At 36.7% G+C, this 23,022-nt stretch carries 19 protein-coding genes and 2 pseudogenes; 7 read left to right on the top strand and 14 right to left on the bottom strand.

The window, feature by feature from the left end; genetic code table 11:
• Positions 1-72: 72 nt before the first annotated feature.
• Both MOK21_RS09590 and MOK21_RS09585 read left to right on the top strand, forming a co-directional pair.
• Positions 73-825, top strand: a complete 753-nt coding sequence (locus MOK21_RS09590) for an ABC transporter ATP-binding protein (protein ID WP_249073709.1) — start codon at positions 73-75, stop codon at positions 823-825.
• The gene (locus MOK21_RS09585; protein ID WP_249073708.1) at positions 822-3,350 is read left to right on the top strand and encodes an ABC transporter permease; all 2,529 of its coding nucleotides are present in this window, start codon (positions 822-824) and stop codon (positions 3,348-3,350) included. The genes MOK21_RS09590 and MOK21_RS09585 overlap by 4 nt, the downstream gene beginning before the upstream one ends.
• Before the next feature lie 109 nt (positions 3,351-3,459).
• Here the strand turns inward: MOK21_RS09585 and MOK21_RS09580 are convergent.
• The 7 genes and pseudogenes from MOK21_RS09580 to MOK21_RS09555 all read right to left on the bottom strand — a co-directional run.
• Positions 3,460-3,729, bottom strand: a pseudogene (locus MOK21_RS09580) (MFS transporter); the annotation flags it as partial.
• A 31-nt stretch (positions 3,730-3,760) separates the two neighbouring features.
• Entirely contained in the window at positions 3,761-5,041 is a 1,281-nt protein-coding gene (locus tag MOK21_RS09575) for a histidine--tRNA ligase (protein ID WP_249073707.1), read from the bottom strand.
• Between the two features lie 698 nt (positions 5,042-5,739).
• Positions 5,740-5,874: a hypothetical protein gene (locus MOK21_RS23750; protein ID WP_283164668.1), complete on the bottom strand. Its 135-nt coding sequence runs from the start codon at positions 5,872-5,874 to the stop codon at positions 5,740-5,742.
• A 303-nt stretch (positions 5,875-6,177) separates the two neighbouring features.
• The gene (locus tag MOK21_RS09570; RefSeq protein WP_249073706.1) at positions 6,178-6,564 is read right to left on the bottom strand and encodes a DUF5071 domain-containing protein; all 387 of its coding nucleotides are present in this window, start codon (positions 6,562-6,564) and stop codon (positions 6,178-6,180) included.
• A 132-nt stretch (positions 6,565-6,696) separates the two neighbouring features.
• Positions 6,697-7,134, bottom strand: coding sequence for a VOC family protein (locus tag MOK21_RS09565; protein ID WP_249073705.1), 438 nt, complete (start codon positions 7,132-7,134; stop codon positions 6,697-6,699).
• Between the two features lie 322 nt (positions 7,135-7,456).
• Positions 7,457-7,885 (bottom strand): NUDIX hydrolase, encoded by a 429-nt coding sequence (locus MOK21_RS09560; protein ID WP_249073704.1) that lies wholly within the window; start codon positions 7,883-7,885, stop codon positions 7,457-7,459.
• A gap of 226 nt (positions 7,886-8,111) precedes the next feature.
• Positions 8,112-8,285: pseudogene (locus tag MOK21_RS09555) on the bottom strand (VOC family protein); the annotation flags it as partial.
• Positions 8,286-9,010: 725 nt separating this feature from the next.
• On the opposite strand from MOK21_RS09555, the gene MOK21_RS09550 reads away from it, so the two are divergent.
• Positions 9,011-11,110 carry a hypothetical protein gene (locus MOK21_RS09550; RefSeq protein ID WP_249073703.1) on the top strand — a complete coding sequence of 700 codons (2,100 nt, stop codon included), beginning with the start codon at positions 9,011-9,013 and terminating at the stop codon, positions 11,108-11,110.
• 358 nt (positions 11,111-11,468) lie between these two features.
• Complete coding sequence (locus MOK21_RS09545; RefSeq protein ID WP_249073702.1) at positions 11,469-12,203, top strand: hypothetical protein; 735 nt, start codon at positions 11,469-11,471, stop codon at positions 12,201-12,203.
• Positions 12,204-12,357: 154 nt separating this feature from the next.
• Here the strand turns inward: MOK21_RS09545 and MOK21_RS09540 are convergent, their stop codons facing one another.
• Both MOK21_RS09540 and MOK21_RS09535 read right to left on the bottom strand, forming a co-directional pair.
• Complete coding sequence (locus MOK21_RS09540; protein WP_249073701.1) at positions 12,358-13,593, bottom strand: DNA polymerase IV; 1,236 nt, start codon at positions 13,591-13,593, stop codon at positions 12,358-12,360.
• 144 nt (positions 13,594-13,737) lie between these two features.
• The gene (locus MOK21_RS09535; protein ID WP_249073700.1) at positions 13,738-15,135 is read right to left on the bottom strand and encodes an aminotransferase-like domain-containing protein; all 1,398 of its coding nucleotides are present in this window, start codon (positions 15,133-15,135) and stop codon (positions 13,738-13,740) included.
• A gap of 133 nt (positions 15,136-15,268) precedes the next feature.
• Between MOK21_RS09535 and MOK21_RS09530 the strand changes: the two genes are divergently transcribed.
• On the top strand, positions 15,269-16,432 hold the full coding sequence (locus MOK21_RS09530; protein ID WP_249073699.1) for an aminotransferase-like domain-containing protein: 1,164 nt from the start codon (positions 15,269-15,271) through the stop codon (positions 16,430-16,432).
• Positions 16,433-16,743: 311 nt separating this feature from the next.
• On the opposite strand, the gene MOK21_RS23745 is transcribed toward MOK21_RS09530, so the two are convergent.
• The 5 genes from MOK21_RS23745 to bioD all read right to left on the bottom strand — a co-directional run bounded on the left by MOK21_RS23745 (position 16,744) and on the right by bioD (position 21,235).
• Positions 16,744-16,869 (bottom strand): hypothetical protein, encoded by a 126-nt coding sequence (locus MOK21_RS23745; protein ID WP_269079327.1) that lies wholly within the window; start codon positions 16,867-16,869, stop codon positions 16,744-16,746.
• Positions 16,870-17,596: 727 nt separating this feature from the next.
• On the bottom strand, positions 17,597-18,589 hold the full coding sequence (gene bioB / locus MOK21_RS09525; protein ID WP_249073698.1) for a biotin synthase BioB: 993 nt from the start codon (positions 18,587-18,589) through the stop codon (positions 17,597-17,599).
• Positions 18,590-19,147: a biotin transporter BioY gene (locus MOK21_RS09520; RefSeq protein ID WP_249074088.1), complete on the bottom strand. Its 558-nt coding sequence runs from the start codon at positions 19,145-19,147 to the stop codon at positions 18,590-18,592.
• Positions 19,147-20,550: an adenosylmethionine--8-amino-7-oxononanoate transaminase gene (gene bioA, locus MOK21_RS09515; protein WP_249073697.1), complete on the bottom strand. Its 1,404-nt coding sequence runs from the start codon at positions 20,548-20,550 to the stop codon at positions 19,147-19,149. Before bioA ends, MOK21_RS09520 begins: the two co-directional genes overlap by 1 nt.
• Entirely contained in the window at positions 20,531-21,235 is a 705-nt protein-coding gene (gene bioD, locus MOK21_RS09510; protein WP_249073696.1) for a dethiobiotin synthase, read from the bottom strand. Before bioD ends, bioA begins: the two co-directional genes overlap by 20 nt.
• A gap of 365 nt (positions 21,236-21,600) precedes the next feature.
• Between bioD and MOK21_RS09505 the strand changes: the two genes are divergently transcribed.
• Entirely contained in the window at positions 21,601-22,065 is a 465-nt protein-coding gene (locus tag MOK21_RS09505) for a hypothetical protein (RefSeq protein WP_249073695.1), read from the top strand.
• A gap of 139 nt (positions 22,066-22,204) precedes the next feature.
• Positions 22,205-22,924, top strand: a complete 720-nt coding sequence (locus MOK21_RS09500) for a GNAT family N-acetyltransferase (RefSeq protein WP_249073694.1) — start codon at positions 22,205-22,207, stop codon at positions 22,922-22,924.
• The last annotated feature ends 98 nt before the right edge of the window (positions 22,925-23,022 follow it).

Raw genomic sequence — 23,022 nt, 5'->3', positions numbered from 1 at the left:
GATAATAGATCGATAGAAAATTGATTTACCTTGGCTATAATTCTTACGAGAATAAGAAGGAGGAGATTAAAAATGTCAGTTCTTAGTGTGAGAGGACTTTCTAAGATTTATGGCCAAGGTCAAAGTCAAGTAAAGGCATTAAATCATATTGAATTAGAGATTGAAAAAGGCGAATTTGTCGCCATAATGGGAACAAGTGGTTCTGGAAAATCGACCCTTTTAAATATGATATCTGGGCTAGATACTTATGATCAAGGAGAAGTTCTGATAAGCGGTGAAAATATAAAGGGATATTCAGATTACGAATTGACTCGTTTACGCAGAGAAAAAATAGGGTTTATTTTTCAATTATTTAATTTAATCCCCGTGTTGTCTGTTATTGAGAATGTTACACTCCCTGCAATGTTAACAGTGGAGAACAAAAAAGAATTAGAAAAAAAAGCTACTGACTTGTTAAATTTAGTTGGTCTAGGTTCTTATATACAATCTAAACCTAATCTATTATCTGGCGGTCAACAGCAAAGAGTAGCGATAGTGAGAGCACTTATAAATGACCCAGAATTAATTCTAGCAGATGAACCTACTGGTAGCCTTGATTCAAAAACCTCTAAAGCCATGATGAGTATTCTACGTAACTTCTGTGATGAACTGGGACATACATTAATTGTAGTAACACATGATGCAAATGTAGCCGCTTATGCTAATAGAGTTATTTTCATGCATGACGGTATAATCTGCGATACGCTAAATTTAAAAAACTCAAACTTGATGGATCATGAAGTAGTTAGAATCATTGCATCTAAGATTGAGGAATTAAGCTTATGAGATTATTAATAAAAGCAGCTATTAATTCAATATTCAACCATAAGGCCAGAAACGCATTCTTAGTTTTAGGTATTTCTCTAGGTGTTGCTCTACTTGTAATTGTACAAATATTATTAGCTAGTTTACAAGAATCAAATGAACAGACAATTAAAGATCTGCATGGTGATTTTGACATTGTAGTTGGTTATCAAGATAGTCATAAGTCACTTACTAAATCAGAGATTGATACGATCGAGAGGATAGAAGGAGTGGAGAAAATAAGTCCCTTCCTATACCCATACTTAAACAAAGAAGATAAGTATGATATGTGGAGCGAACCAACATACATTGGTTTTAACAATGATGAGCTGGCTTATGAATATCCGTTTGTATCAATAAAATCGGGTCATTTCCCTAAAGCGGAAGAAGCTTTAATTTCTCCCACATACGCTAAATTAAATAACTTGCAAATTGGTTCGGTTATAGAAATGAATTTTCCACCACAAGGGAAAAGAGAGGTTACGGTATCAGGAATTAGTGAGGAGCATGAAGCCTTAACAAATATGGTCATTCTCGACTTTCATTGGCTTCAAGAAGTTACTTTAAACGATGGAATAACAACCGCATTGATTATTAAGTTAGATGATATTAAAAAGAAATCGGATGTTGTTCAAGAATTGAGAGAGCTTAACCAAGATTTTTTTATTGATAATCGATTAGAGATTGATAATGAACGTAATAATATTGGAGGCCTTGGACCATTTGTTAAAGGGCTTAATATAGCCATTTATCTTGTGAGTGCATTAATACTTATTAGCACTATGAGAATGTCCGTTCAGGAAAAGCAGAAGGAACTTGCAACTCTACGTCTATTAGGTTTTGGGAAAAAACACATTATGTTTTTAGTATTAATTGAAACGATGATAGTAGGTTTAGTGTCTTTGGCAGTAGGAATTATAATTGGTATTCTAATCCCCCACCTTACACTTGATGTATTTTTAAGACTTATGGATCTTCCAAATACCGGCATTATATTACCATACCAAGATATACTATTTAGTTTAGGGATTTTTACAGTAGTTATTTTTTTATCTTCACTTATTCCGAGCTATATAGCAAGTCTTTCTCCACCACTTGTTGTTTATAGAGGTGTGAAAAATACTCAAGGTATTACTAAAAGGTATTTCATATTTAGCTTGTTGTATGCAGTATTCATAACTATATTATTTGCCTTAAACCAATGGCATTGGCAATCAAAGTTTATGTATGTTATTAACGCAGTTTCGTTTATAGCATTGATATTTATTACGATTCCTCTCATGTTTGTTTTATTTGAGAAAGGAGTAAGTCTGTTAGATCGAAAATTAAAAGTTAGAGCAGAAGCTTTATTAGCTACAAAAAATTTACTAAGACAATTAAGCAGAAATGTACAAATCTCCACTATTTTCACTTTAGGGGTAGTCATCTCTATTATTGGAATGATGGTATTAACAAGTGTTAAAGCAAACACAATTGAAACAATTATGGATACTTACCCAAATGACTTAAAACTAGTGTCTGTAGGCTCAGAAATAGAAAAGGGATTTCCGTTTTCATTCTATGACCTTGTTAGTGAGAATCCTAATATAGAGGCTCATTTTTACACAAATGAGATGCTATTTGAATCGATAAATCTACCTTTAAAACAAGGTACTCAAAATGAAGTGATACTTGCTATTAGCGGGACTGATTTACAATACAGCTTAGATAGAAATGAGGTTAAGAAAAAGGATGGAATTAATCTCGAGGAAGAGTTGAATCCAAATGGCGTTATGATAACAGAAAATACTTCTAAGAAATTAGGATATCATTTAGGAGATGTAATAGAAGCTAATTTCTTTGAAAATACAGATGGAGTTAATAAGAAAGAATTTATTGTAGAAGGTATTATAACTAACTCAAAGCACATGAGTGACGATTACAAAATATTCACTACTAAAAAAAATATGGAGGATATGTTTCAGATTCATACTCTTCATAGCGTAGAGATGAATATAGTATCAGATGTAGCCCAGCAAGAAACAATGGAAGATGTTCAATCACTGATCCAACAACCGCAGTTTGCTAATACTATTTTATACAATAGAGCGGAAGAATTGAATGACCTGGAAGAACAGTTGTTGCAACGCTTTTTCATTTTATTTCTAGCTGTAGGATTAATCATTATGTTTACTATCATTGGGTTAATGAATAGTACAGCCAGTAATATTAAGGAAAGAATTCAGGAATTAAGTATGCTACGTGTACTTGGTTATACAAAGAAACGGTTATTTTCGTTGCTATTGCTTGAAGGGGCACTTTTAACTGGAACAGTTGGAATATTTGCAGTTGGGTTATCAACGATTTCCTCATACTGTTTACTTGAAAGTTTAAATGCTACAACATTTCCGTCAATGCCTTTACTTCTGGGAAGTATAATTGTTCTTTCTCCATTAATAGGTATGGGAGCAGTTTTATTTCCCACTCTATGGGCAACGAGGCAAGATGTGATGAAGGGATTACGCTAGAATGTTTAGCTTTTTATAACAGTTGTATCTAAGCTTAAGAAATAAGAAAGATGGAGGATGACTTTTCCTCCACTTTCTTGGATACGATGATTCCATCAGCAACGTTTCTAAGACTTCCTGTCATGCCCGCCAGGCCAATTAATCGAACAAATTCTTTTAGTTGAAACCATTGGACCAAAATTAGCACCATGTTAACCCATATGGTTGCATCCCCTACCCCAGTTAGTATTCAAGCAAAAAACAGGACGAATTCATGTGTACCAAAACTATAAATAATTGTACCTAAACCTGTAAGAGTCGCCCCAATAATTAGAAAAAAATTTGGCCCATATCGATCCGCTAAAATCCCCATCGGAACTTGCAAACTCGTGTAGACAATGCTTTTAAAAGTAGTTTAAAGCGGCATTTCATTATTTATCAAACACAAAACTAAATAGCTGTTCTTCTCCACTATTCATATCTTTCATTTTATAACGATTCGCAGATACTTCATTCTCGCCAAGTACAATTGTCTTTTGGATATCCTCCCGATTGGCTTTATCCATTGCTTTCCGGACTTTTTTACCACTTAGCTCAACCTCTACTCGATTGCCCTCGTTACGTAGTGCTGCAGCCAAAACAAGTGCCTCTTTTTCTGTTCTAATTGGAATGATGTAAATATCAATATCTGATGTTCGCTTCTCTGCTTTCCCTGTTAGCTCAAATGCAGTATAGATCACATCTAACCCAAATGAAATCCCCACTGTTGCATAGGAATGATTTGTTCCAAGTAGTCCACCAATCGCATTATCATAGCGTCCACCGCTGCCGATGCTTGATTTAATCATACCATCAGCTAAAAAAATTTCGTAAATCGTACCTGTGTAAATTTCAAGCCCACGAGCTAAAAACGGATTAAACACACATTGTTTTTCAATGCCTAATGCGCATAAATAGCCGGCTAGTTCTGTTAATTCTTGTAGCCCTTGTCTAACAAATTCATTTTTAGAAACAAACGATTTAAAGTACCCCAGTGTTGGCTTTGCATCTAAAAATTGCACTATGTCCTGCAAAGACTTTTCGAAAAGCCCTAGCTCCATCAATTCCTTCTCTAACGTTGCTCGTTCAATCTTTTCCATTTTATCTAAAATCAAAATGACCCGATTCATCTGTGCTTCCTGCACTTCGAACATTTGTAGTAAGCCATACAAAAGCTTGCGGTTATTGTACTGAATCATAACTGTTATATCTAGCTTCTGAAAAGCATCGACTGCCATCATCATAAGCTCTGCTTCCGCTGCCTGCGATTCTACCCCTACAATATCAACATCACATTGCGTAAATTCACGGAAACGCCCCGCTTTTATCGGACCATCACGAAAAACCTTCCCTATTTCGTAACGCTTAAATGGCATAGGAATCGTCGGATTCATTGCGACCACTTTCGCAAATGGAATCGTTAAATCATAGCGTAATGCTAGGTCCCTTTCTCCACGATCCGTTAGCGTATAGATCTCCTGTAAAATTTCTGCGCCCCCCGCATATTTCGAAGCCATTAAATCTGTATAGTTAAGAATCGGCGTCTCAAGCGGTTTGCACCCATACGCGATAAATGTATCTTCAAGCGTTCTCCGAATTTTACGACGAAGTACCTCCTGCTCTGGTAAATAATCTAACGTTCCTCGTACATTTTGATAATCCATTTTTTTCATAATGAAAACCTCCTTATTTTTTTTGCAAATAAAAAAATCGTATAACCATAAAGCTCCCAAGTCGGCTTTATTTATACGATTCCACAAAGAATAGTCTTCCTATGCAATATTAAAAATTTAATAAAGATAGCAAGACTATTAAATATGATGATGTGTTGTAATAAAGTTATTAATCCTCGTTTTTAACATAATATTCCTCCCTTAGAGTTTAGAAAGACTATACCTCATATCCCCCAAAAAATCAAAACTTTTTATATATAGGGTCTTTACCACCTTCTAATTTCAAATGGTTCTATGAGATTTCTCAAGTTACTAATTATACCTTTTATTTTAGGTATCGATATGGGATTAAATACCCTGAATCAAGCTGAACCCCTTCGCTTCAGATGAATACCCGCGCTTTGGGGGGGAATTACCCGCGGAACGGAGTTGAATACCCGCGTTTTGGAGGGGATTACCCGCGGAACGGAGTTGAATACCCGCGCTTCGGGGGGAAATACCCGCGAAACGAACCAGAATACCCGCGCTTAATAAAAAAACGAGATAAACATTTCGTTTATCCCGCTTCCTTTACTACCCTTATTCTATTACTTCTTTGAACACTTGAACTTGCTCTGTGCGCTAATTGTAACGCAGTTGCTCAATTGTTCAGTTTGCATGACAGAACGCTTCAAACCATTTTAAGCCTTGCAAAAGAATTATTTATCTGCTTGTTCTTGCTTCTTTTTCAAATACTCCGCACGTATTTTTTCAAGTTGCTGCTTTTTATCAAATTTGGCAGGCTTGTTTTTTTCATGATACTTTGTCACAGCTGCCTTACCCTTTGTATCCAATTGATATTTCCCCACTTTGTTCACCTACTGTCTTTAAAGAGAATTTATTCAACAAATATAATATACCTTATTTTACTGAAGCAAACCTTATTAGTGCACTGTTAACCTTGCATATATCCTTAAAACATTAAAAACATAGCACCAAATGGTATTCATGATACTTATCTATTCAATTTTAAATTTGCTGAATCCTATATAGTCATCAATCAAATCGCTAATTTTGACCCAAAAAGACCCCTCTTATGTTAATTCCTTCACCACAATGGTTAAGTTCTTTCATGGGAGTTGAAAAGAGATCTTTTTTTAGATGGTATCCAAAATCTCTTTTGCGATTTTATCAAGTTCTTCTGCGAGTTCATTATGTGTAGGTGTTTCAGCAACTCTTGTTAAATACTCTCTAAACTGAACTCTTGACTTTCCTGGCAATTCAATAACCAAAAAGTGTAAAACAAACCACTTCCAATTTTCGTCATCTGAAGATAAAACATCTTGCACATGTGGGACAATTTCTTTTGGAAAAGTTAAAAGTAATTCTAATATGCTTGGTGCTACTGGCCAATTCATATCTTGAATCCATTCAAGAAGGTTAGGCAGTAAAGGCAATATTTTATCTCTATCCAAATTTTTAATCATTTCTACTCTAGCATTATCATACTTATGTCTGGGCAAAACATCCCCAATGATTTCCACACGTCAACTCTCCCTTAGATTTCTATACAGTGCAATCTAATTTATTGTAGTAGTCTTTATTAATCCGCATAGTTAACTCAATAAGAAAAGCTACCTTTACTTTGGAGCATGACATTAAATTCTTAACATTACTTATTTGATTTCCTCAGCCAACTCCAAAATTATTCCCTCTGGACCCCGAACGTAGCATAATTTATAACTTTCTTCATACTGCTGTATCTCACTAAAGATTTCCGTACCCTTCCTTTTCAATTTGGCAACAACAGCTTCGATATCTTCAACAGTAAATGCAATATGTCGGATACCCAGTGTATTTGCAAGGGGTTGCTGAATATCTTTTTCATCTGACGGTGTATAAAATTTGATTAGCTCTATCCACGTCTGACCTTCTGGCGTTCCTAATCCTACACACGATACTTTAACGTCATTAAGCCCAACTGCATATCCCATCAAATCTCCTTCCATTTCCCATTCCCCTTTCACCTCAAGTCCAAAATCGTGAAAAAACTCTTTAGCGGCTGAGAGATCATTTACAATTACTCCCACATGATCTATTCTTCGGATCTTCAAATTTCATACCTCCTATGTTCTTGTTATTTTGCACTATCCTGTATTCAAATTCTAGTATTAACAATGGGACGATAACTGTTTACTTTGATTATTTAACAATACTGCACAGTTAGTTGAACAAGAAAAAGATGGGATCTTTGTAGAACCCCATCTTGAGGTAAAACCCCCGTCATTTAATAAAGAAGATTATTGCTTCTCTTTTAACTATCTTCTTTAACTAAAGCATTCGATAGCTTAAGGTTATTGCTTCACAATTTTAGCTTTATTAAGAGAATGCTGATCAATTTGTACAAGAAAGAAGGTTTTTAACTTATTTAGCGATTTAAAGCAAATCGAATAATCCTTCTGGAACTAATTTTAATTTATTATTTGTAAAATCGCTAATTGGCTTCCAAAGCAATTTGAAGGTTGCACCATTATCTTCTTGCCCAAGAAAAGAAGTCTTTTCATAAAAGGACTTTTCAACAAATTCAGCATCATATACAAAAACTACTTCGTGTCCAAGGTCACCGTTAAATGTAAATATGTTTTCAATTGTACCTAAATAGTTTAAGTTAGTTATATCTGCCTCGATTTCTTCAAGTACTTCCCTCTTTAATGCTTCAGAACTTGTCTCCCCGTATTCAATTCCTCCGCCAATTGGTCGATAGAAATGATCACACTTTACTTCATCAATGCCTTCAGCGACAAGTATCGAATCGCCTCTCCTAAATACACAAATAGCTATGGCTCGAATTTGTTTTTTCTTCATCCTATACCTCCATTTCACTGCTTCGATAGGCTCACAAGTTGCTCCGTGCAAGTGTTTTTAATTAAATCAATAAATATTGTATAACTAACTTGCGTCTTTAGTTTAAATGGAAATCTTCACAATTTCTTCGCTCCATAAAGATTTTCTTCAAATGTGTTACACAAGAAAATGGCCCGATTGCAACAATCTTTACGAAAACAGCCTTTAATAAAGAAGTTATTACGAATTAAATTTGTACTTCGCACATTAAAGCATGTGTATTTCCTTCAGTATCTTTAAAGAAAGCCATCCACGTTTCTGTATTTCCCATTTTCGCAACAACATGTGGTTGGTCGATAAAGGACACTCCCTTTTCAAGCAATTCTTCGAAGGTTTTTTTTATATCTTCGACCTGAAAATATTATTAGCCTCATTATCTATTAATTCTGGTACAACGCAATGATAATCGGAAAAGTATTGGACTTATTTATCCCACATCCACCCTCCAACACCACCCCCATGAATCAACACTATGAGCGGCTTATGTAGATTACCGTACTCTTTATATTGCATTACTACACCTTCTTTCTTTGTTCTTGTATTCCCCGGGAAATAAACAGATTATTCTTACATATTTCGAATCATCCCTAAATGCAGCGGATAATTTTGTTAAAGTGTTACCATGTTTATAAGTTGATTGGAGTGGAGACTGGGCGACTCCTCGGGGATCAGCGATATAGAGGAACGAAGGCTAAAAGCATCACGTCCTGTGATAACGCCTTCGTGACCAACATCCTGTTGCCCCGACGCCCCAGGAAGCTCTGCTCTGTGCGAAAGCGAAGCGTCAGCTACAAATGTTTTATCTGTAGCGAAAGCGAAGCGTCAGCTACAAATGTTTTATCTGTAGCGAAAGCGAAGCGTCAGCTACAAAGCGCCCAGTCGAAACGGAAATCAACCACTCGTTATGGTTAAGACCTACATTTTTACACACTGTATTTATTTTACCAATTTTTAGTGTTTATGTGTCATATTTATAGTTACTGCAGCATATATAATACTTGAAACACATTTAGAATTTTTTGAAGCATTGTGGCTCTTGGGATTGAGGAAGAAAGACAAAAAATAATAAACATGGAGGTAATACAGATGGATCAAAACAAAACGAACGAAGCTAAAGAATTAGTAAAAGCCATTAACCCTTCTAGTTTAGTAGAATTTCCCCTCGCACCAATCAGTGGCTTATATGCATGGAGTGAACAGCAAATTCGTGAGGAACTTCGCCTTGATGTAGATGGATACTACCCACAACTGGTAGCAAGCGGAACGATTATTTCAAACCAGTCTTCTACTATTCATTGGATTGCTAAGTTGACAGCTAATGGTCCGGATACTTGGACAGGCAATATTCGAAATAAATACCTAGACGAACTACAATCATTTCCTTATACAAATGTAAAAATACAGGTAACACGCGGTTCATTGCCTGAACAGCATACAGCAGAAGTCGCATTTTTAATTGGAGGGGAGATAGACAGAACTAGCACTTTCCAGTTTCAAACTCCTTACTTCCACCCTGTGGAATTTGAATTCGATGCTGAAGAAGGTACAACACCAGTTACTACCTATCAAACTCACGCTCACCCAGACATGCCAACCTCTTTGCCGGATGAAACTTTATCCATTTCAGAAGTTTTTAAACGCACTGGGTTTGATGTAAAAATATCAGAGGGTAATAATATTGTTTCCAAAGACTATGCAGGGACTGATAAAAAGTGGAACACTCAAGAGATGCATGATGCCATGCAAGTATATTGGTCACATTTTGATAATAAGCCCCAATGGTCCATGTGGACATTCTTTGCAAATTCGGAAGCTGAAGAAGGACATGGTCTGGGCGGTATTATGTTTGATAGCATAGGTCCGAACCATCGCCAAGGGACTGCTATTTTTAATAATTCATTTATTGCTGATCCACCTAAAGGTGACCCCGCTCCTGAAGCTTTTGTACAGCGATATCGTTTTTGGTGTGCTTGCCATGAGATGGGACATGCTTTCAATCTCCTGCACTCTTGGCAAAAACATCTAGGTCATCCTTGGGAACCGTTGGAGCGCCCTCTTACCCCAGAACCTAAAGCGCTAAGCTTTATGAATTATCCCTACAATTTCGATAGTAAATCTGGTGGCAAGGAGTTCTTTAAAAGCTTTGAGTATCGTTTTAGTGATCAAGAGCTTTTGTTTATGCGACACGCACCTGAGCGCTTCGTACAAATGGGTAATGCTGACTGGGCTGTTGATCATGGTTTTGAGCAGCCAATCATGTCTATTCACCCGTCTTTTAATCTTGAACTGAGGGTTAACCGTAAAACTCCTATATTCCAATGGTTAGAACCAACAGTTATTGAAATCAAACTAACTAATACTTCAAATCAACCTCAGACAATCAATAAACATTTATTGTCTGATTTATACGGAATGTCTGTAATGGTTAAAAAAGAAGGAAAACAAGGGCGTCGGTTACTACCTCATGTTCAATATTTATGGAACATAGAGAACAAAGTAATGATGCCCGGTGAATCACTGTATGAAACCATTTTCGTTTCCGTTGGGAAAAATGGCTGGTTAATTGATGACCCAGGATTTTATAACATTCAAGTGGCTATGCAAATAAACGGCCATAACATCGTATCAAATAACTTAAGACTTCGAGTTTTACCACCTACCGGATACGATCAAGAATTCCTTGCTCAAGACTTTTTCTCTGAAGAAGTAGGCCGTGTTCTTGCATTGGATGGCAGTCGTTTTCTTGACAAAGGCAACGATATCCTTCGTGAGGTAACCGAAAAACTTAGTGACCATGCTGTTGCCCTTCACGCTCATATCGCTCTTGCTAAACCATTGGCGTTCGATTATCAATTCCTTGATTTCACAGGAGACTCAGATACAAGAGGTAAAATCAAACTAATACCTGCTCAACCAGATGAGGCACGTAAACAGTTTACTTCTGCTTTAACTAAGCACAACCAAATTGCTGCTAAGACACTTTCTAATATTGATTATCAAGAATATATGGGAACATACAGTGAATTTCTAAGTACCCAAGAAGAAAACAAGGAAGCCGCAGAGGTACAAACTGTCCTTTATCAAACGCTATCTGAGCGAAATGTTCTAGATAGTGTATTACAAAAAATCAAAGATCGTCGCGAATCCTACGAACAAAAGGAAAATGAACACTTTACAAATATATAAAATTTCTATCTTGATACGTTAAATACTATTCAATGGTATTTTAGATAAGAATAATAGAAAACCGTTATTTCGAAATGAAATGACGGTTTTCTGTTTGATTGGAAGTTGTTCTGTTCTTTTTGAACTAAAGCCCCTTTAATATAAACGATTAACCTTTTTACAAATCTACATCAAAATAAGTTCAAAAGAAATAAAGGCTCGTCGATAAATACTAGTAAGTGGTTTTTTACACTTATTCAATTTATTGTACAATTATATATTAAGTGTAAATTGCTGTTTGATAAATATTCATAGTGTCAAAACTGAAAAAACTAGAACACTTCAAATGCCTATAATTTGAAAGGGATGTAATAAAGTTATGAAGATCACTAATTTATCGCAAATACAATCTACCCCTGTATATTCAACGAATAAAAAAGATTCTATAAAAAGTGCTCAGTGTTATTTAGCAGAAGCATATGTATATTCTAAGGAAAGTGTTCAGACTTCCGAACTACTGTACAACTATACGCCAAATGAAGTAGGAATGAAGTCGAATGTCAATCTTGTTGCGAGTCGCTCCTTAAACACACCAAATTGGGACATCATCCCGACAAAAGGCATGAAAGTTCCCCCGCAGGATGTATTAATCAGCCAACTTAAAGCATTAGTTGAAAAATCAGTGCAGAATACAAATCGAGACGCCATAGAAGGATTTCATTACGAGAAGAATAAATTACACGCACAATATATTTCTTCCGTATCCCCTGACCGAAAAACGCTTCACAAACAAGCAATGCAAGCAATAAAAAAATTTGAGTCAGAGGAAACAACGCAGAACCGTGAAATGACGCTTGTAGATTATTTAATAAAACACGACAATATACAATTGGAAACAAATAATAGTCTTGCTGCAGGTGGCATGGTACGTCCTAGCATCAATTCTTTAGGTGGTTATGACTACGATGTCGTAGTTGGAGGGATTACGATACTAGGAAGCACAAATGGACAATGGCATTACGGAACGACTCCGGCAGAAGAACTAAAATCAAAAGAGTTTTATGAGCTCTATTGGTCATTTGTAGACGAGGCTAAAAATAATTTAAAAATTTGAAGTTAGTTGAAAGTTAAACTAGTTAGATGAAGATATATTTAATGAAAAGAAGTTTTCAATTCAGAAGCGGCAAATATCAAAGCCATCAATTCATTGATGGCTTTGATATCATTTAATTATACTCCAAAGAAACTAATCCTTCATTTGTTCCTTTTTACTTATGCTCGTCCCAAAAGTCCTTACTAAAACTCGTATTTGCTTGATATTTCCCTACTGGTTTGGCAATATCTGACCCCCGCAAAATCGTTCCTTTTCCAAACTTTTGCTCGATTTGATCAACCAGTTTAATGATTGGTTCATCTTTTACATGCTCTTCAAAGTTAAATAACGTTAGCTGCTGTGTCGTTTCTTTAATATCACTGACATTCGATACGGTAACTCCCAGTAATCGTACTGGCTCCTCATCCCAATGCTTATTAAATAAATACCAGGCATGCTCAACGATATCCTCTTTTGTATGAATCGCGTTATTGATGGACTTACTGCGTGTACATGTTTCCCAGTCAGCTGAACGAATCATGATACTGACAGTGACTCCGGCAAGTTTCTTAGCCTTTAATCTTTCCGCTACCTTTTCAGAAAGTGTTGCGATTACTTTATATAATTCATCTCTATCTGTCGTATCATAAGAAAGTGTTGTAGAATTCCCTACACTTTTCGTATCGTATATTGCTTCTGGATCAACAGGTCTGTCATCTTCGCCATTTGCTTTTTGTTTCATCCTTAGACCATTAATGCCGAAGTTTTGCTTTAATATATATTCATCTGCTACAGCTAGTTCTCCAATTGTTTTAATATCTAATTTACCTAATTTCTCCGCTGTACTTTTACCAATCCCATGCATCTCAATGACATCCATCGGCCATAACACTGTGGGCACATCACGCTTACGGAGTATGGTAATCCCCATTGGCTTTTTCATATCACTTGCCATTTTTGCTAAAAATTTATTCGGTGCAATGCCGATGGAGCAAGGGAGTTGCAGTTCGTTCCAGATTCTATCTTGCATATTTTGTACATGTTGCAAAACATGCTGGCCTTCCACTATAGGAAGTTGCAAATATCCTTCATCGATGGAAACTGGTTGGAGAATGTCGCTATACTCTTTTAACAAATTAAAAAAAGACTTGGACGCAGCTCTATATCGTTCGAAATTTGGAGGTAGTACAATTAGCTCTGGGCACTTTCGGCGCGCCTCTCCAACATTCATAGTTGTATAAACACCATTTGCTCTTGCTTCGTAGCTACACGTAATAATAATACCTCTACGCTCTTTAGGATTACCTGCGATGGCTACAGGTTTCCCTTTTAATGAGGGATCGTAAATTTGTTCAACAGAGGCATAAAAGCAATTAAGGTCAATATGTAAAATGATTCTTCCTTTATTCATATTTTGTCACCTCATTTACTTTGGCTTCCCCTTCAGACTGGGGCTATGCGCGTCTGCACAACGGCGCATAATAAATATTCATGAATAGTATTACGCCATCGTATCACCATTTTTTATATACCTTTATTATAAACCTTCCTTACATCAATCAACAAATGTATAATCACCATCACTTTCAAGTAAATCCTTCAAAATAATGAGTGCTTGTTCAAGCTGATTTTCAGGGGCAGTGATAGCCAAACGAACTGCATTAACTAGCTTCGCATTTCCTACGGCAAAACGTTCAGCTGCATATACTTGCACACCAGCTTTTGCTGCTAGCAATTCAAACTGAACGCTGGTGAATTTTTCAGGAAGTATAAGCCATCTGAAAATACATTCTTCTTCTCCTAATATGTTATATTCCCCTAAATATTGATTGACAAGGGCATTTTGTTGCTTGGCATACAAACGATGCTTCTCTAAAATGGTTTGTGCAACGCCATCATGAATCATCCTGGCGGTAAGCTCCACCATCAATAGGGACACTGAAATATTTATATTATACAGTGTCTCCATTATTTTTTTTCGTAGCGCTGGCGGTGTAACAATATAGGATAGTCGTAAACCAGGTGAGATCGTTTTTGATACACTAGCAATATAAATAACCTTTTCTGGTGCAAAGGAGGCTATTGGTACAAGTGGTTTCTCTTTAAGAAAACTATAGATCGCATCCTCAATAACGATTAAGTCTCTCTGCCTCGCTATTTCCGCTATCATTTTTCTTGTTTCCATCGACATTGTATGGGTAGTTGGATTATGAAAATCCGGAATAACATAAAGACCTTTTATATGCTCATTTTTACAAGCATATAATAGTCCCTCTCTTGTCATTTCACCGTTTCTTTGTTGGATTGCCACTAGTTGGATACCAAGCATATTTGCTGCTGTTTTTATCCCTGCATAGGTAATGGGATCTGTACCAATTCGATCTCCTGGCTGAAACAATGCAGCTAATGTACCAACAATCGCATTTTGTCCTCCTGCACCGAGCAATACAGGCTGATCTGTTTGAAAGTTGACCTTTTCCAAAAGCTTTATTGCTGCCTCTGTTTGCCACACATTTCCTTCAGGTCGTCCGTACTGAAATAATTTGCTGAAATTAGGGTCATTCATCATTTTTTTCATATAACGTGTAATATCCTCATTTGCATGATTTTCTGGCAGCACAGAACCCATTTCAATCATCTGAGAGGAATTACTTGTCGGTAATAAAATTTTGTTCGTCGCCGCATCGGATGAAACGAATGTTCCATTACCGATAGAAGCATAAATAAGCCCCTTTTGGCCACAAAGTTTAAAAGCTCTTGTAATCGTGCTTAAATTAACATCTAAAAAATCAGCTAACTCTCGCTGAGGAGGTAGCTTCGTGCCCGGTGATAATTTTCCATCCTTGATATCTTGTTCCAGTTGTTCAGCTATCGCTATATATAATGGAGCTGAACCTTTGCTTATATTCGGCTTCCAACTCATTGGATATTCTTCAAACGAATTCACTGGCATATTCTAAGCTAAGCTCCTTCTCTCTCATTTTTTGCATACAATATTTAATTGTCTTGCATACAATGATAATATTGTATGCATATGATGGCAATGATATAATTTTTAAAAAATCAGAAAAAGGGAATGAAAAATTATGCAATTTTCAGAAAAGATATTAAATACCCCATCCTCATTCATCCGAAATATTTTGAAAGTAACTGATTCAGAGGATGTCATTTCTTTTGCAGGAGGTCTTCCAAATCCAATCTCTTTCCCAATTGAGGCATTAAAGGCATCTGCGAACCATGCCATTACGGAAAATGGTAGTCGCCTATTCCAATACTCTTCTACACAAGGCTATGCGCCTTTACGTGAGTACATTGCGGCAAAATATCGACGAGTACATGGACTAGATATACATGCTGACGATGTATTTATTACAACAGGATCACAACAGGCTCTTGAACTACTTGGGAAAGTACTTATTAACAAAGGTGACGGAATCGTTATCGAGGAACCTGGTTATTTAGGTGCTATTCAAGCCTTCACATTAAGTGAGCCAACCTTCCATGGTGTAACTCTCGAAAATGACGGTTTAAACTTAGAAGAGTTAGAGAAAGCACTTCAACAACCAAATGTAAAATTCGTTTATACGGTACCAAATTTCCAAAACCCAACAGGTCTTACGTATTCCAAAGAAAAACGTCAGCAAATTTGCGAAATTATGTCAAAATATGATGTAGCGTTAATCGAGGATGATCCGTATGGAGAATTACGCTTCCAAGGTGAGCCATTACCATACATCGGTGCTGGTAAATTAGAACATAGTATTTTACTAGGTTCTTTCTCTAAAACAGTCACACCAGGAATGCGTCTTGGTTTTATCATTACAAAAAATAAAGAATTATTGCAGCATATCGAAACAGCGAAGCAAGCAACTGACCTACACACAAATATTTTCGCACAATATGTCATTTATGATTACCTAGCAAACAATGACTATATGGAGCATGTTCAAAAAATTATAGCGTTATATAAAAATCAAGCCGATGCTATGCTAAATGCGATGGAGGAGTTTTTCCCAGCACATGTGGACTACACACGTCCAGAGGGTGGTATGTTCATTTGGGCTACAATGAACAATGGAGCTTCATCAGTAGATGTCTTCCAAAAAGCGATGGAGCAAAAAGTCGCCTTCGTACCCGGCGATCCATTCTACACTTCTAAAACTGATGTCAATACAATGCGCCTAAATTATACAAATGCAACACCGGAAGTTATCCGAGAAGGTATTAAACGCTTAGGTAGCATTTTATAAGGGTGAAACGTAATCAGTGGTGGTTCTTTATCCTCCACTGATTTTGTCTTCACCAACGATTACTGCCCGTTAATGCGGGCTAAAGTGAAACTTTAATCAGTGGGGGTTTTCTTTCCCCACTGATTATTAGTCTTCACCAATCGGGCTTTTACGGGCAGTTCAACTTCCAGCTAATGCCTCGGGTTTAAGGTTTGTACCTAACGCTTCGTTTTCAGCAAATTAATTACTGCCCGTTAATGCGGGACAAATAAAAAAGCAACCTTTTTCGTGCGCTATTGCATCGAAAAAGGTTGCTTCTTTCATAACTAAAACTATTTTGTATACGTTAAAACTGCATTTTTCTTAAATTTTGCTAAAGCCTGTGTTGCCTCATCTTTGTTTGTATACTCAAAAATTCGAACGTCCTTTTTATCAAAAACTGTAATAACCCACATCATAAATTCTCCCTTCCAATTTGTTTTTGAAATATAACAACCACTTCAAACCGGGATACTTTTTACAAACTGTTTTATAACAATGCCTTACTTGATTCTTATTTTACGCCAATTTTTTTAAAAATAAAGTATTATGTGAAGCCCTTCACAAACTGTTCAATTTCAAAACGCTTTCATTGAACAATTTGTGAAAATCGGATTTTTCAAGGCATAAAAACGGTTCTTTTCGTTTTGGCATCCGTAACTTTTTATCTCTTATATGTCGGTTTTCGATGGATCAAAGCAGCTTTAAATTGGTACCCGAGCGTTTCCACGTTGGACCTTAGCACTTTTCTTGCCTACCTGAGCGTTTCCACGTTGAACCCGAGCACTTTTCTTACCTACCTAAGCGTTTCCACGTTGAACCCGAGCACTTTTCTTACCTACCTGAGCGTTTCCACGTCTAACCTGAGCACTTTTCTTGCCGAGCGTTTTCACGACGGACCTGAGCACTTTACCTTACCTGAGCGTTTCTACGATGGGATCCGTCCAACAGAAAAAGCCGTATGTACGCCTTTTCCACGACGCACATACGACTTTCCAATTCGATGATAATTAAGTAATAGTAGTAGATTTTATTTCATAAAGTGAAACTTTAATCAGTGGGTTTTCTTTATCCCCCACTGATTATTCATCAATCGGTATTAACGGGCAGTTCATTACTGCCCGTTAATGCGGGATAAGTTTTTATTTAGCAAATTGCTGCTTGCTTTTCCGATAATTCAATTTCAAAGCCTAAATCCTCAAGCATACGATAATCACTGTTTGCTTCTTGTCCTTCAGTTGTTAAATAATCCCCAACAAAGATACTGTTTGCTGCATATAAGCCTAGTGGCTGAAGTGACCCAAGATTGACTTCACGGCCACCAGAAATACGAATTTCTTTTGTTGGATTAATGTAACGGAACAACGCTAAAACCTTTAAACAATAGCGAGGATTTAATTCTTTCGTCCCTTCCAATTTCGTACCGTCAATCGCATTTAAGAAGTTGACAGGGATAGAATCTGCGTCTAATTGATGTAGAGCACGCGCAATATCGACAACATCCTCTTTTGTTTCTTTCATGCCAATAATGGCACCTGAGCAAGGTGAGATGCCATGCTTCTTTGCAATTTCAACCGTATTTACACGGTCTTCATACGTATGGGACGTAGTAATATAAGAGTGATGGCGTTCAGATGTATTTAGGTTATGGTTGTAACGATCCACCCCCGCTTCTTTTAATTGCTGTGCTTGTTCTTCTTTTAATAAGCCAAGACAAGCACATACTTTTAAGCCATACTTCTCTTTAATTTCTGTAACAGCTTCACTTACGACATTGACATCCTTGCGAGTTGGCCCACGACCACTTGCTACGATACAGTAAGTGCCAATTTTATTGTCAAAAGCTCGTTTTGCCCCTGCTAAAATTTCTTCTTTCGTAATGAATGGATATTTTTCAATCGGTGCTGTTGATTTAGATGACTGTGAGCAATAGCCACAATCCTCTGGACAATATCCGCTCTTTGCATTCATAATCATATTTAATTTTACTTTTTTCCCATAGTAGTGCTTACGAATTGCAAAGGCACCATCCATTACCTTCAATAGTTCATCATCATCACTATTTAAAATGGCAAGTGCCTCTTCATTGCTAATGATCTTCCCATCAATAACTTCATCTGCTAGCTGTAACCAATTCATTTAAACATTCTCCCTCTCTACTTTTACAATTTTTAAAGATTTTGCGGAATTAAATACTTTGTAAAGTCGCTCCGCCAAAAATGCAGAAGCTATCGCTAAGCAAAAATCGGCAACAATACTATTTAAAAAACCAACTACGAAAATATGTGACCAGCTCGTTTTCACGTGTAACCAGAAATTCAAAGACACATATAAGTACGGAACTGCCACCCCATAAATAATCATTAGCCCAACAATATTTGCACAAATAAAATGTTTTTTCGTTGGTTTATCTACTCTTTCAATCATCAAACCAATTACGAGGGCGGCCAGTGCAAAGCCAATCAGGAAGCCAAATGTTGGTTGTAATACATAAGTGATTCCCCCACCCTGTGTAAAAACTGGCAAACCAACTAAACCAACCCCTATGTAAACGAGCTGACTTTGTAATCCATTTCGACTACCGAGCAAGCTTCCTGCTAAAAAAACAAAAATAATTTGTAATGTAAAGGGCACGACTGGTAGCGGTATTTTAATAAATGCGCCGATTGCGGTTAATGCGGCAAACATTGCAATCATCACAAGTGACAGTGTTGATTGTCCTTTGAACAACTTACTCCCTCCCGCTCCTCAAAAAATTGCATAATCGTCTCTTTTGTTGTCTCAATCATAAAATCCATTTCATCATCAGATATAATGTATGGTGGCATGAAATATAATATATTGCCAAGAGGACGAATTAGTAGACCTTTTGCTAAGGCGCGTTTAGATATTTGATAGCCGATGCGTTCCTCACTAGGAAGTGGCTCCTTAGTTTCACGATTGGCGACTAATTCAATAGCGCCAACTAGTCCCACCTGTCTATATTCACCAACAAATGGCAACTCTTCAAACGCCAGCTGAGCAAGCTTACGCATACGTTCACCCTTGTTTTTAATCATGTCGATCACATGCTCCTCTTCAAACATCGTCAACACTTCTAGGGCTACTCGACAAGCAAGTGTATTACCAGAATAGCTATGAGAGTGTAAAAAAGCTTTCATTGTACCGTAATCATCATAGAATGCATTGTATACATCATCCGTCGTTAACACCGCAGATAGTGGCAAATAACCACCCGTTAAACCTTTTGATAAGCACATAAAATCTGGCGCAATACCCGCTTGCTCACAGGCAAATAATGTACCTGTACGACCAAACCCTACTGCAATTTCATCTGCGATAAAGTGAACATCGTATTTTGTACAAAGTTCTCGTAACCGCTTCAGGTATATTGGAGGGTACATTTTCATCCCTGCAGCCGCTTGAATGAGTGGCTCAATAATAATAGCTGTAATTTCTTCATGATGCTGACTAAGCTCATCTTCCACAAATTGTATACATTGCGCTTTACAGCTTCCAGGATTCTCTCCAAATCGACATCTGAAGCAATCTGGTCCTTGGGCACGCACGGTATCCAATAACAGCGGCTGATACACTTCGTTATATAGCCCTACTCCACCAACAGATAAGGCTCCAAGTGTTTCACCATGATAAGCATCTGTTAAAGCTAAAAAACGCTTTTTCGTCGTTTTTCCCGTTTGCATATGATATTGAAAACTCATTTTGAGTGCTACTTCTATTGCCGACGAGCCGTTGTCTGCAAAAAATACTTTATTTAACCCTTCTGGCGTTAAGGCAACTAATTTTTCTGCTACCTTAATGGCAGGTTCATGTGAAAAATTCGCAAAGATCGTATGCTCCAATGTAAACGCTTGATCGCTTAATGCTTGACTTATACGTGGATTCGCATGTCCAAATAAATTTACCCACCAGGAAGATACGGCATCTAAATAGCGATTATTATGTTCATCGTATAGCCATACACCTTGTCCTTTTTTAATAACAATAGGCGGATATTGCTCATAGTCTTTCATTTGTGAGCATGGATGCCAAACATGCTGTAAATCTCTCGTCTGTAAATCAGTTAATGATTGTTTCATATTTGACCAACCTTTCAAACAAAGATGAGTGTGAAATAGAAAAGTCAACAACCTCTGAAATATCGCCAAGCTTCGGGATTGTCACATATGGCAATTCATGTTGTTGTAAAATCATCTTCACATTATCCTGTTCCATCTGACTACCTGTATCTCCATTAAATACAAGGCCGAGAACCTCAACATTACGAGCATGTAATGCCTCAAGTGTAAGCAATGTATGGTTTATCGTTCCTAGTGTTGTTCGTGTGACAAGAACGACCGGAAGCTTACTTTGAACGATTACATCAAGAAGCATTTTTTCTCCATATGTATCTAGCGGGACAAAAAGCCCCCCTGCTCCCTCACAAATTACGACATCGTAGGCTTGCTGTAACAGCTGAATTTGCTGTAATAAATGCTCCACATTAATTTGCTGTCCCTCCAGCTGTGCAGCAAAATGTGGTGATGCGGCTTCTTTAAACGAATAGCCATTTAAATCTGCTTGCTTTAGACTTTGAATTGAATACTTTTCATACATGGCTGTATCGTAGTAATAGCATTGCCCATTCTCACAAACTTCTCCTGTTTGCACGGGCTTATAAGGTGTCACTTGTAGACCATGCTCTTGTAATTGACGCATCAGCAATGTAGTGACAACCGTTTTACCTACATCGGTATCTGTTCCTACAACCCAAAAATGTTGCATCGTTAACCTCCCCCTCTCTTTAAGTTAACCATTAACACTTTTTAAGTTAACACATATAAATTTATTTTGTAAATAATATTTCCATATTTATTCAAAAATAGCTCTTTTCCGTACGGAAGATAGAGAATTTTGTGATAACTCAGCAACCTTTTACTTCAACAAAAAACACTAGATTCTTACCTTGAGGCAACATCAAAATATAAAATCCAATTAATTTATCAACTTTAAAAGTCTTGTTGCATAAATAAATGTAACAAGATTTTTTATTTTAACTCACGATCAAATCTACCTAAATTTCAATATTTTAGAAAAATAAAAGGATTATACTCTTCGGTCGTAGTATTAATCTAAACGGGGGTGGCTGTATGTTTGGTATTTTTAAAGAGTCAGAAAAGATTATAGATACTTATGAGCATGTTGGCTTTATTTTAAAATCTGCGCTTACATACGAACTAAAAGATTTACCAATTCGCTATGAATTTTGGTATCGTGTAGCTATTCGTCAGGAAGAATTGCGAGCATTAAATATGGAACATCGTGCAAAGAGCTTGATGACTACAGCAGTAGGACGTTTTCACCAATCACAATATGAGGGAACGAAACAAAAGTTAGCAAAGCTTGAACGGCTTGCAGATCTGTATAAAACATTTTGCATTGAAGAAGAACGAGAAGCATTAAATCATCGACTCTTTTTTCATAAAGAAGAGATTTCTGAGCTATATGAACATGTCCAAAGTAAAGAGCTATATGTGTATTGTGATGCTGTACATCAACAATTTTGGGATGCAGTGTGTGAAGATCTATTAAATGCAATCGCTCACCTAGATTAAGAGGTGCGTTTGGGCAAGGGGCTTTCGGTAAAAATTATTGTGGAAATTTCCTTGCCTAATGGTCTTAAGCTTTTCGGCTCGCGGGGTACGTGCCGGTAGGAAAATGAATGTGAGGTATTTTAAAAAGAGGTGGAATTTCATGGATAAACTTCTTCAACATCTACAAAGGGTTGGCGTACATTACCTAAAAAGTGAAAATGTCCTTATGTTAGAAATTTCAGAAAATAGACTTCATCTTGCTTCTGAAATAGACAGGCTTATACACGAACTTTTAGGTGAATTACAAAGTAGTAGACTGGAAAAAGTTAGATTCGAGTGTCCTAAAATTCTTTTAGATCACTTAAATTGTACGAGGGCTAAAATGGATATCATTGGTGAAAGAGTTATATATAAGAGATCTTTCATGTCACCATTAAATGTTTCGACACAAGATTATGAAGTATGGTCATTTTCAGATGATAACTCTATCCTTTTTTTATCTGAAGTGATGGGTACAAGTTTTAGTGATGCAGAAACCTTTTTAACTGGAATGAACACCGAACTCCCGTCACAAGTAAAGGAAATGTTTACAGTGTATATAGTTAACAATGAACCTGTTGGTGTAGTTTTTCCTCATATAGAACCAAATACAGCGAATGAAGGACGCATTTTTTGGATAGGCATTCATCCTAAATTTCTGAGGACAGGATTGGGAAAGAACTTACATTCAATAGGATTATACAGATTGAAAAATGATTTTAAAGCAATGTCTTATTTAGGAATGACTCAAATTGACAATATGCCAATGAGAAATATAATGGTTTCAAATGGATGTATTCAAAATAATAACACGGTAATTTCTTTACAATATTCGATTTAGGACGATGCAAAGCTCTTTTCGTTGGTCCAAGTTTAAGTAATTGCATTTGTTGTAATTCCGAACAAGAAATCACTCAAAACTTGAAACATTTTCCTCCT

It is taken from the genome of Lysinibacillus sp. BPa_S21 (assembly GCF_023337795.1).
Classification (GTDB): domain Bacteria; phylum Bacillota; class Bacilli; order Bacillales_A; family Planococcaceae; genus Lysinibacillus.
Note: the sequence above shows the minus strand (reverse complement) of the source record. Positions and strands in the feature narration are given on the sequence as shown.

Coding starts and splice junctions, on each gene's coding strand:
- MOK21_RS09590 (WP_249073709.1), top strand. CDS start 73: ATGTCAGTTCTTAGTGTGAGAGGACTTTCTAAGATTTATGGCCAAGGT.
- MOK21_RS09585 (WP_249073708.1), top strand. CDS start 822: ATGAGATTATTAATAAAAGCAGCTATTAATTCAATATTCAACCATAAG.
- MOK21_RS09575 (WP_249073707.1), bottom strand. CDS start 5,041: ATGAAAAAAATGGATTATCAAAATGTACGAGGAACGTTAGATTATTTA.
- MOK21_RS09560 (WP_249073704.1), bottom strand. CDS start 7,885: ATGAAGAAAAAACAAATTCGAGCCATAGCTATTTGTGTATTTAGGAGA.
- MOK21_RS09550 (WP_249073703.1), top strand. CDS start 9,011: ATGGATCAAAACAAAACGAACGAAGCTAAAGAATTAGTAAAAGCCATT.
- MOK21_RS09545 (WP_249073702.1), top strand. CDS start 11,469: ATGAAGATCACTAATTTATCGCAAATACAATCTACCCCTGTATATTCA.
- MOK21_RS09540 (WP_249073701.1), bottom strand. CDS start 13,593: ATGAATAAAGGAAGAATCATTTTACATATTGACCTTAATTGCTTTTAT.
- MOK21_RS09535 (WP_249073700.1), bottom strand. CDS start 15,135: ATGCCAGTGAATTCGTTTGAAGAATATCCAATGAGTTGGAAGCCGAAT.
- MOK21_RS09530 (WP_249073699.1), top strand. CDS start 15,269: ATGCAATTTTCAGAAAAGATATTAAATACCCCATCCTCATTCATCCGA.
- MOK21_RS23745 (WP_269079327.1), bottom strand. CDS start 16,869: ATGATGTGGGTTATTACAGTTTTTGATAAAAAGGACGTTCGAATTTTT.
- bioB (WP_249073698.1), bottom strand. CDS start 18,589: ATGAATTGGTTACAGCTAGCAGATGAAGTTATTGATGGGAAGATCATT.
- MOK21_RS09520 (WP_249074088.1), bottom strand. CDS start 19,147: ATGATTGCAATGTTTGCCGCATTAACCGCAATCGGCGCATTTATTAAA.
- bioA (WP_249073697.1), bottom strand. CDS start 20,550: ATGAAACAATCATTAACTGATTTACAGACGAGAGATTTACAGCATGTT.
- bioD (WP_249073696.1), bottom strand. CDS start 21,235: ATGCAACATTTTTGGGTTGTAGGAACAGATACCGATGTAGGTAAAACG.
- MOK21_RS09505 (WP_249073695.1), top strand. CDS start 21,601: ATGTTTGGTATTTTTAAAGAGTCAGAAAAGATTATAGATACTTATGAG.
- MOK21_RS09500 (WP_249073694.1), top strand. CDS start 22,205: ATGGATAAACTTCTTCAACATCTACAAAGGGTTGGCGTACATTACCTA.